This is a genomic window from Rathayibacter sp. AY2B9 (genome assembly GCF_002931595.1).
GTDB lineage: Bacteria > Actinomycetota > Actinomycetes > Actinomycetales > Microbacteriaceae > Rathayibacter.
Window position 1 is genome coordinate 17,283 of record NZ_PSUB01000015.1, and the last position, 9,136, is coordinate 26,418.

Sequence of the window (9,136 nt, forward strand, 5' to 3'; positions counted from 1 at the left end):
TTAGAGCTTGATCTCGATGTTGACGTCGGCCGGCAGGTCGAGGCGCATGAGCGAGTCGACGGCCTTGGGCGTCGGGTCGATGATGTCGATGAGGCGCTTGTGGGTGCGCATCTCGAAGTGCTCGCGGCTGTCCTTGTACTTGTGGGGAGAACGGATCACGCAGACCACGTTCTTCTCGGTCGGCAGCGGCACGGGGCCGACCACCGTTGCACCGGCACGGGTGACCGTGTCGACGATCTTGCGCGCCGACGTGTCGATGACCTCGTGGTCGTACGACTTCAGTCGGATGCGGATCTTCTGTCCCGCCATGTGTGATCTCTCACTCTCTTGTTATTGCGTCGTACGCGACTCCCCCGGCCGGAGCCGGACTCGTCTCGCATTGGACGCGCTCGCGAAGGAACTCCGGTGACCCGGAAAAGTGCAACCAGTGTTCTTCTGTCAAAAGCACCGCACCCCTGAGGCGCTCCGATCGGCGTGCAGAACGCACGACGCACGGAGAACCCGTTGAGATGTCGGTTGTTGTCGTTCTGCTACCCGCCGCCTCGACGTCGCATCCGCGTGGCCGCCCTCTCGGGTCGAGCCTCCGCGATGCCGTCTCGGCACTGCCTGGCAGTGTCCCCCTCCGAGCAGCACGCCGCCCGAGAGGAAATTTTGAACTAGAAGAGTCTCCCACAGATGCCCCACCCCTGCAACCCGGGCGTGTCGCGCCGGAGGGCTCCTTCGCGAGCACGTCGTGACGGCCCCTGGGAGCCGGTCGCTCCGAGCAGCAGCGCGGGCCGGAGGGCCTCCCCCGCTACTCGAAGAGCAGCGCCCGGACGGCGGTCTCGGCCGACGCGGGGCGCGACGCGTCGATGGTCTCGCCGGCGCGGAAGTGGTCCAGAAGCCGCGGGTCGACGTAGCTGGCGCGGGCGACCGTCGGCGTGTTACCGAGCACGTCGGAGGCGTCGCGCATCGCCTGGGCGATCGCGGAGTTCCGAGCGCGCTGCGTGGCCTGCGGGCCCGACTTCGCCAGGCTCAGCGCGGCCGCGACCGTGCCGTGCAGAGTGCGGAAGTCCTTCGCCGTGAAGTCGTCGCCGGCGCGCTCGCGCACGTAGTCGTTGATCTCGGGTGCCGAGATCGGCCGCCACTCCCGCCCGTCCTTCCAGGCGAGCAGGCGGGCGTTCGGCCCGCGACGCTTGAGTGCACGGACGACGCGCGAGAGGTCGTGGTCGAGGATCTCGCTCGTCCACGCCTGGTGGCTCTTCCCGGGGAAGGCGAGGGCGACCCGGTCCCCGTGGGTCGTGGCGTGCGCGCACAGGAGCGTCGAGAGGCCGATGCTGCCGTGCTCCTTCGCGTACCTCTCGCTGCCGACGCGGAGCGACCCGGTGTCGAGCATCCGGAAGGCGGTGGCCAGCGCGCGCTCGCGGCTGGGTCCGTCCGAGCGGAGGGCGATGGTCACGGCCCGGCGCGCCCCGGGCAGGGCCTCCGCGAGCCGCAGCGCCCGGTCGAACTTGATCCGGTCCTTCTGCTCGCGCCAGGTCGGATGGTAGATGTACTGGCGGCGGCCGGCCGAGTCGACGCCGGTGGCCTGGATGTGCCCGTTGGGGTATGGGGCGATCCAGACGTCCGTCCAGGCCGGCGGGATGCCGAGACGGTCGAAGCGCGCGCGCAGCTCCTTGTCGGCGACGGTCGCGCCCTTCGGGTCGCGGTAGCTGAAGCCGGAGCCCGCGCGCACCCGGGTGTAGCCGCGCCCGCTCGAATCGGTCCTGCGGAGTCGTTGCGCGCGAGTGTCAGCCATCGATCCGACGATAAGACGGCGGATCCGAGGCCCGCACCCGCTTGACGGCGGGGAGGAGCAGTCGGACGGCAGCCGCTACTCGTTGCCGATCCGCTTGTCGGCCTGGCGCTTCAGGTCCTCGATGCGGTCGTCGTACTTGCCGTTGGTGAGGCGGCTGGCGATCTCGCCCGCCTTCTCGAGGGTCTGGTCGGAGACCTGCTCGGCCTTCTCGCTCCGCAGCGCGTCCTGGGCCTTCCGGCTGTTGAGCAGTTCGCCGGCCTGGCGTCCGAGCTTCCCGAGATCCACGATGATGCCTCCTTGTAAACGCGCACAGGGCGGCGCATGCCTCAGTGTGGCGCTCCCGGCTGGGGGAACGGTGCGGGCGCGCCGGTCAGCCGGCCAGTGTGATCACCTGCTCCGCTGCGTCTGCCAGGGCGCGGCCGTAGGAGGGACCGTGACCGGCGGCGTGGACGGCGAGCGGGTGCAGCTGATGGAGTGGCACCCGCTCCTCGTAGCCGGCCCCCAGCGGATGCTGCTCGCGGTAGCCCTCGAGGACGGCGTCGAGGTGCGGAGCGCCGAAGAGGGCCAGCATCGCGAGATCGGTCTCGCGGTGGCCCCCGTGAGCGGCGGGGTCGATCAGGACGGCGCCGTCCGCCGACCAGAGCACGTTGCCGGTCCAGAGGTCCCCGTGGATCCTGGCGGGCCCCGCACCGTCGTCGAAGGCTCCGGCCGCCACCCGGTCCAGAGCCTGCTCGACGAGCCGCGACTCGGCTGCCGTGAGGTTGCCCGCCTCCACGGCGGGGCCGAGGAACGGCCGCACCCGCTGCTCTGCATAGAAGCGCCCCCACGACTCGTCCGGGCGGCACGGCATCCCGCGGCGGCCGATGTAGGCGGGGCCGGTCCATCCCGGGGGCGGCGCTCCGAACGCCGCGGCTCCGGCGTCGTGCGTCCGGGCGAGCGCGGCGCCGAAGGCCCGAGCCGATTCGGCTGAGGGACGCACGGAGCGGATCTCCTCCAGCTCGATGCGCCCGGGCGACACCCTCTCCACCCCGACACAGCGCGCACCGCCGTCCTCCTCGCGCAGCCAGTCCAGGCCGGCCGCCTCCCACTCGAAGAACTGCGGGAGGGCACGGGGGTCGCTCTTCACGAAGGGCATGCGGCCACGCTAGCCGGGCGTCCCCGGGAACGACGAGAGGGGCCGCCCGCCGAAGCGGACGACCCCTCTCGAGAGATCGGTAGGACGGACCTACTTGATGATCTTGGTGACCGTACCGGCACCCACGGTGCGTCCACCCTCACGGATGGCGAAGCCGAGGCCCTCCTCCATGGCGATCGGCTGGATCAGCGCGACCGTCATGTCGGTGGTGTCGCCGGGCATGACCATCTCGGTGCCCTCGGGCAGCGTGATGACGCCGGTGACGTCGGTGGTGCGGAAGTAGAACTGCGGACGGTAGTTCGCGTAGAACGGGTTGTGACGCCCACCCTCATCCTTCGACAGGATGTACGCGGTGCCCTCGAAGTCCGTGTGCGGCGTGACCGAACCCGGCTTGACGACGACCTGGCCGCGCTCGACGTCCTCGCGCTTGGTGCCGCGGAGGAGCAGACCGCAGTTCTCGCCGGCCCAGGCCTCGTCGAGCTGCTTGTGGAACATCTCGATTCCGGTGACCGTGGTCTTCTGCGTCGGGCGGATGCCGACGATCTCGACCTCGGAGTTCAGAGCGAGGGTTCCACGCTCCGCACGGCCGGTGACGACGGTTCCACGACCGGTGATCGTGAAGACGTCCTCGATCGGCATGAGGAACGGCTTGTCCTTATCGCGCACCGGGTCCGGGATGGACTCGTCGACCGCGTCCATCAGGTCGAGGATCGACTGGGTCCAGGTGTCGTCGCCCTCGAGGGCCTTGAGGCCGGAGACGCGCACGACGGGGGCGTCGTCGCCGGGGAAGCCCTGCGACGAGAGGAGCTCGCGGACCTCGAGCTCGACGAGCTCCAGGATCTCCTCGTCGTCCACCATGTCGGCCTTGTTCAGCGCGACGAGGAGGTAGGGGACGCCGACCTGCTTGGCGAGGAGGACGTGCTCACGGGTCTGAGCCATCGGGCCGTCGGTGGCGGCGACCACGAGGATCGCGCCGTCCATCTGGGCCGCGCCGGTGATCATGTTCTTGATGTAGTCGGCGTGACCGGGGGCGTCGACGTGCGCGTAGTGGCGCTTCGGCGTCTCGTACTCGACGTGCGAGATGTTGATCGTGATGCCGCGCTGGCGCTCCTCGGGAGCGGAGTCGATCGACGCGAAGTCACGCTGGACGTTGGTCGCGGACGGGAACTTGTCCGCCAGAACCTTCGAGATCGCCGCGGTGAGCGTGGTCTTTCCGTGGTCGACGTGACCGATGGTTCCGATGTTGACGTGCGGCTTGGTCCGCTCGAACTTGGCCTTAGCCACTGTGGGTCCTCCTCAGGACTTAGGTGCAAGCATCCGCATCCGGGCGGCCGCACGGGGCGGCACGAGGACAGGAGGACTTGCGGGGGTTTTGTGTACGTATGTTACCGGCAGTGGTCGTGCGGCCGTCCCGCTGCGACAGGGGGCGCGCTGCACTCGGCAGCAAACCCGCACGACACTACCAGGCCGCCGCCGTTCCGGGGAACGGGGACGGCCCAGGGGCGGAGCTACTCGCCCTTGTTCTTCTGGACGATCTCCTCGGCCACGGCCTTGGGGACCTCGGCGTAGGTCTCGAACGTCATCGAGTAGACGGCGCGGCCCGAGGTCTTCGAGCGCAGGTCGCCGATGTAGCCGAACATCTCGGACAGCGGGACATTGGCCCGGATGACCTTGATGCCGGTGGCGTCCTCCATCGACTGGATCATCCCGCGACGCGAGTTGATGTCGCCGATGACGTCGCCCATGTACTCCTCGGGAGTACGGACCTCGACGGCCATGAGCGGCTCGAGGAGGACCGGCTGCGCCTTGCGCGAGGCCTCCTTGAACGCGATCGAGCCGGCGATCTTGAACGCCATCTCGGAGGAGTCGACGTCGTGCGCCGCTCCGTCGACCAGGGTCGCCTTCACGCCGACCATGGGGTAGCCGGCGAGCACGCCGACCTGCATGGCGTCGCGGATGCCCGCGTCGACGGAGGGGATGTACTCGCGCGGGACGCGGCCACCGGTGACGCCGTTGACGAACTCGTAGGTCTTGTCGGCCTCGACCTCCATCGGCTCGATGGTGATCTGGACCTTCGCGAACTGGCCGGAGCCGCCCGTCTGCTTCTTGTGGGTGTAGTCGTACTTCTCGACCGTGCGGCGGATCGTCTCGCGGTACGCGACCTGGGGCTTGCCCACGTTGGCCTCGACGTTGAACTCGCGCTTCATGCGGTCGACCAGGATGTCGAGGTGCAGCTCGCCCATTCCCTTGATGACCGTCTGACCGGTCTCCTGGTTCTGCTCGGTGCGGAACGTGGGGTCCTCCTCCGCGAGCTTCTGGATCGCGGTGCCGAGCTTCTCCTGGTCCGCCTTCGTCTTGGGCTCGATGGCGACCTCGATGACGGGCTCCGGGAAGGTCATCGACTCGAGCACGACCTGCGCGGCCGGGTCGCTCAGGGTGTCACCGGTGGTGGTGTCCTTGAGGCCGATGACGGCGTAGATGTGGCCGGCGGTGACCGAGTCGACCGGGTTCTCCTTGTTGGAGTGCATCTGGAAGATCTTGCCGATGCGCTCCTTCTTGCCCTTGGTCGAGTTGATGACCTGGGCGCCGGAGTCGAGCTTGCCCGAGTAGACGCGGACGTAGGTCAGGCGGCCGAAGAACGGGTGCACGGCGACCTTGAACGCGAGCGCCGAGAAGGGCTCGGTCGAGTCCGCGTGGCGCATGATGACCTTCTCCTCGTCGCGGACGTCGTGCGCCTCGATGGCGGGGACGTCGAGCGGGGAGGGGAGGTAATCCACGACAGCGTCGAGCATCGGCTGGACGCCGCGGTTCTTGAACGCCGAGCCGCAGAGCACCGGGTAGATCTCGGAGTTGACGGTCATCTTGCGGATGGCGCCCTTGATCTCCGCGACGGTGAGCTCCTCGCCGCCGAAGTACTTCTCGAGCAGCTCGTCGGAGGTCTCCGCGACGGTCTCGAGGAGCTTCTCGCGGTACTCCGCCGCCTTGTCGGCGAGGTCGGCCGGGATCTCCTCGATCTCGTACTTCGCGCCGAGCGCGACGTCGCCCTTCGAGTCGCCGCGCCACGTGAGCGCGCGCATCTCGACCAGGTCGACGACGCCCTCGAAGGAGGACTCCGCGCCGATGGGCAGCTGGATGACCAGCGGCTTCGCGCCGAGGCGCTTGATGATCGTGTCGACCGTGTAGTAGAAGTCGGCGCCGAGCTTGTCCATCTTGTTGACGAAGCAGATGCGCGGGACGTCGTACTTGTCGGCCTGACGCCAGACGGTCTCGGACTGGGGCTCGACGCCCTCCTTGCCGTCGAAGACGGCGACGGCGCCGTCGAGGACGCGGAGCGAGCGCTCGACCTCGACCGTGAAGTCGACGTGACCGGGGGTGTCGATGATGTTGATCTGGTTCTTGTTCCAGAAGCAGGTCGTCGCGGCGGACGTGATCGTGATGCCGCGCTCCTGCTCCTGCGCCATCCAGTCCATCGTCGCGGCGCCGTCGTGGACCTCGCCGATCTTGTGCGTGATACCCGTGTAGAACAGGATGCGCTCGGTGGTGGTGGTCTTGCCGGCATCGATGTGGGCCATGATGCCGATGTTGCGGACCTTGTTCAGGTCGGTGAGCACATCTTGTGCCACGGAGTTCCTCCGATAGGTGATGGAGCCAGCGCACCGGGTTCATGGCCGAATGGCTGGGATTCTGGTGGTGGCGGTCGCCCGGTCGCGGGGATCGGGCGATCCGCCGCCGGGACCGGGCCCGCAGCGGTGACGCCGCGGGCCCGGTGGTCGCGGTCGCCCGGAGGCGGCCGCGGGGTGCGCTACCAGCGGTAGTGCGCGAAGGCCTTGTTCGACTCGGCCATCTTGTGGGTGTCCTCGCGACGCTTGACAGCGGCGCCCAGACCGTTCGACGCGTCGAGGATCTCGTTCATGAGACGCTCGGTCATCGTCTTCTCGCGACGGGCCTTCGCGTAGCTGGTGAGCCAGCGGAGCGCGAGGGTGTTGGCGCGGTGGGGCTTGACCTCGACCGGGACCTGGTAGGTCGAGCCGCCGACGCGGCGGCTGCGGACCTCGAGGGTCGGGCGGACGTTGTCGAGCGCCTTCTTGAGGGTGACGACCGCGTCCTGGCCGTTCTTGCCGGCGACGCCCTCGAGGGCACCGTAGACGATGCGCTCGGCGAGGCCCTTCTTGCCGTCCAGGAGGATCTTGTTGACGAGCTGGCTGACGATGGGGGCGCCGTAGACGGGGTCTGCGACGACGGGGCGCTTGGGAGCGGGGCCCTTACGAGGCATTACTTCTTCTCCATCTTCGCGCCGTACCGGCTGCGAGCCTGCTTGCGGTTCTTGACGGCCTGGGTGTCCAGGGCGCCGCGAACGATCTTGTAGCGGACACCGGGGAGGTCCTTGACGCGACCGCCGCGCACGAGCACCATCGAGTGCTCCTGCAGGTTGTGGCCCTCGCCGGGGATGTAGGCGGTGACCTCGGTGCCGTTGGAGAGCTTCACGCGGGCCACCTTGCGGAGGGCCGAGTTCGGCTTCTTGGGCGTGGTCGTGTAGACGCGCGTGCAGACGCCGCGCTGCTGGGGGTTGGCCTTCAGGGCGGGCGCCTTGGTCTTGGTGACCTTCGGCGTGCGTCCCTTGCGGACCAACTGCTGAATCGTTGGCACTGGTTTTGCTCCTTGAATGCTGCACGGTGACAGCGGATCGATGGTCGACATTCGGCCCTCCCGTCTCCGGGAACGGCCGAGTTCATCTGGACCCGACGCACCCCGCGGCCCCGCGAGCGGGACCGGGAGGGTGAGGGGTATGCCGTGGGGGCCGCCCGATCGGACGAACCCGCGGATCCTCGCGGACCCGGTGGAGCGAAGTGCGGCGACCGCATCGACCCGGAGGCACGACACGAGCGCACGGCAAAGCGCACACCCGAAGAATATTACGGGGAGTGACGGGGCCGGTCAACCGAGCGGCGTTCGCCCTGGGAGATGCCGCAGCGCCGCGCTGAGCCGCGCCGGGACTCCGTCGTCACTCCCGCTCGTCGCCCTCCCAGCCCCAGTGGGGGCTGCGGCCGCCGGCGTCGCGACGAACCAGGAGCAGGAGGAACACGAGCTGGACGGCGGCCGCGAGCACGCCGGTCGCGATCGCGAAGACAGTGGGGGCGTGGTCGAGGATCCAGCCGAGGATCTCCCCCGGCTCCTGGCGGCCGAGCCCGTAGAGCGCTCCGCCCGTGACGAGGAAGAGCAGGTAGACGACGACCCCGGTCAGCAGCGACGGGCCGAGGACGCGGTGGACGGCGGGACGGGCGGCGAGGGTCACCATCGCGACCAGCACGGCGACGACGCAGACCGCCACCGAGACCGGCCCCAGCAGCGGGCCGGCGTCGCGCTCGGGCACGACGTCCTGGTCCAGCAGGAGGCTGAGGACCCCGAACGCGCAGACGACCAGGGCGAGGTAGAGGAACGCGGCGAAGCCGGCCAGCGCGAGGCCGTAGCCCAGACCGGCTCCGCGGCCCTGCCCCTGCCCCTCCGGAGTCACGACTGCGCGGCCGCTTCGCGCTCGGCGTTGCGGCGCTTGACGCCTCGGGCGCGGCCCGCGATCGCGGCGCCGCCCCAGACGCTCGCCTCCCGGCCGAGGACGCCGGCGGCGAGGACCGCCGCGAGGACGGCGGGATCGCGGACGTAGTCGAGCGCGAGGGAGCGGTCGATCGGCAGGGCGAGCGGTCCGACGGCGCTCCAGCCGCCGACCAGCGCGGCCGCGGCCGTGAGGAGGGCGACGAGGAAGCCGCCGAGGACGTAGGCCCACCAGCCCGCGCGGTTCACGACCAGCACGATCAGCGCCAGGCCGACCAGGAACGCGGCCACCGGGGCGAGGAAGAGCGCGGTCGGCGCAGCGTCCAGCGCGAGGGCGACCGGGTCGCCGCCGACGCGGTCGACGAGGAGGCGGATCGCCGTCAGGGCGACGAGGTACAGGACGGCGAAGACCGCGGTCGTCAGGAGGGCGAGCGCGAGGCCCGCGAGGCGGTTGCCGGAGCGCCGGACCGGCTCGGGCTCGGCCTCGACCGGCCCGAGGGCGCTGGGGGCGGACGCCGCGACGGCCGGGGCGACGGGCTCGACGGTCGGCTGCCGGCCCGTCACGGGTTCGGGCCAGACGTACTCCCGGGTCGGCTGGGGTCCGGTTCCGCCGGACGTCTCGGTCGCGGAGGGGATCCGCGTGGTCTCGGCGTCGCTGCTCCAGGTCACCCGGACAG

General features: G+C 69.7%; 10 protein-coding genes. All 10 read right to left on the minus strand.

The genetic code is table 11. The annotated features are described in order from the left end of the window. A complete protein-coding gene (gene rpsJ, locus C5C25_RS13235; protein ID WP_005050520.1) occupies positions 1-309 on the minus strand; it encodes a 30S ribosomal protein S10 in 309 nt (102 codons plus the stop codon). A 484-nt stretch (positions 310-793) separates the two neighbouring features. After that, complete coding sequence (locus tag C5C25_RS13240) at positions 794-1,777, minus strand: DNA topoisomerase IB (protein ID WP_104247600.1); 984 nt, start codon at positions 1,775-1,777, stop codon at positions 794-796. Positions 1,778-1,852: 75 nt separating this feature from the next. Further along, a complete protein-coding gene (locus C5C25_RS13245; protein ID WP_159939075.1) occupies positions 1,853-2,062 on the minus strand; it encodes an antitoxin in 210 nt (69 codons plus the stop codon). Positions 2,063-2,147: 85 nt separating this feature from the next. Continuing rightward, positions 2,148-2,912, minus strand: a complete 765-nt coding sequence (locus C5C25_RS13250) for a fructosamine kinase family protein (RefSeq protein WP_104250879.1) — start codon at positions 2,910-2,912, stop codon at positions 2,148-2,150. A gap of 90 nt (positions 2,913-3,002) precedes the next feature. After that, complete coding sequence (gene tuf / locus C5C25_RS13255) at positions 3,003-4,196, minus strand: elongation factor Tu (protein ID WP_104224570.1); 1,194 nt, start codon at positions 4,194-4,196, stop codon at positions 3,003-3,005. 224 nt (positions 4,197-4,420) lie between these two features. Beyond that, positions 4,421-6,535, minus strand: a complete 2,115-nt coding sequence (gene fusA / locus C5C25_RS13260; RefSeq protein ID WP_104224571.1) for an elongation factor G — start codon at positions 6,533-6,535, stop codon at positions 4,421-4,423. A 179-nt stretch (positions 6,536-6,714) separates the two neighbouring features. After that, positions 6,715-7,185, minus strand: coding sequence for a 30S ribosomal protein S7 (rpsG, locus tag C5C25_RS13265; RefSeq protein ID WP_068251443.1), 471 nt, complete (start codon positions 7,183-7,185; stop codon positions 6,715-6,717). After that, entirely contained in the window at positions 7,185-7,559 is a 375-nt protein-coding gene (rpsL, locus tag C5C25_RS13270) for a 30S ribosomal protein S12 (protein ID WP_011186743.1), read from the minus strand. Before rpsL ends, rpsG begins: the two co-directional genes overlap by 1 nt. A 355-nt stretch (positions 7,560-7,914) precedes the next feature. Beyond that, positions 7,915-8,424: a DUF6121 family protein gene (locus C5C25_RS13275; RefSeq protein ID WP_104250880.1), complete on the minus strand. Its 510-nt coding sequence runs from the start codon at positions 8,422-8,424 to the stop codon at positions 7,915-7,917. Next, entirely contained in the window at positions 8,421-9,128 is a 708-nt protein-coding gene (locus tag C5C25_RS16595) for a hypothetical protein (RefSeq protein WP_104295964.1), read from the minus strand. Before C5C25_RS16595 ends, C5C25_RS13275 begins: the two co-directional genes overlap by 4 nt. Between the last annotated feature and the right edge of the window lie 8 nt (positions 9,129-9,136).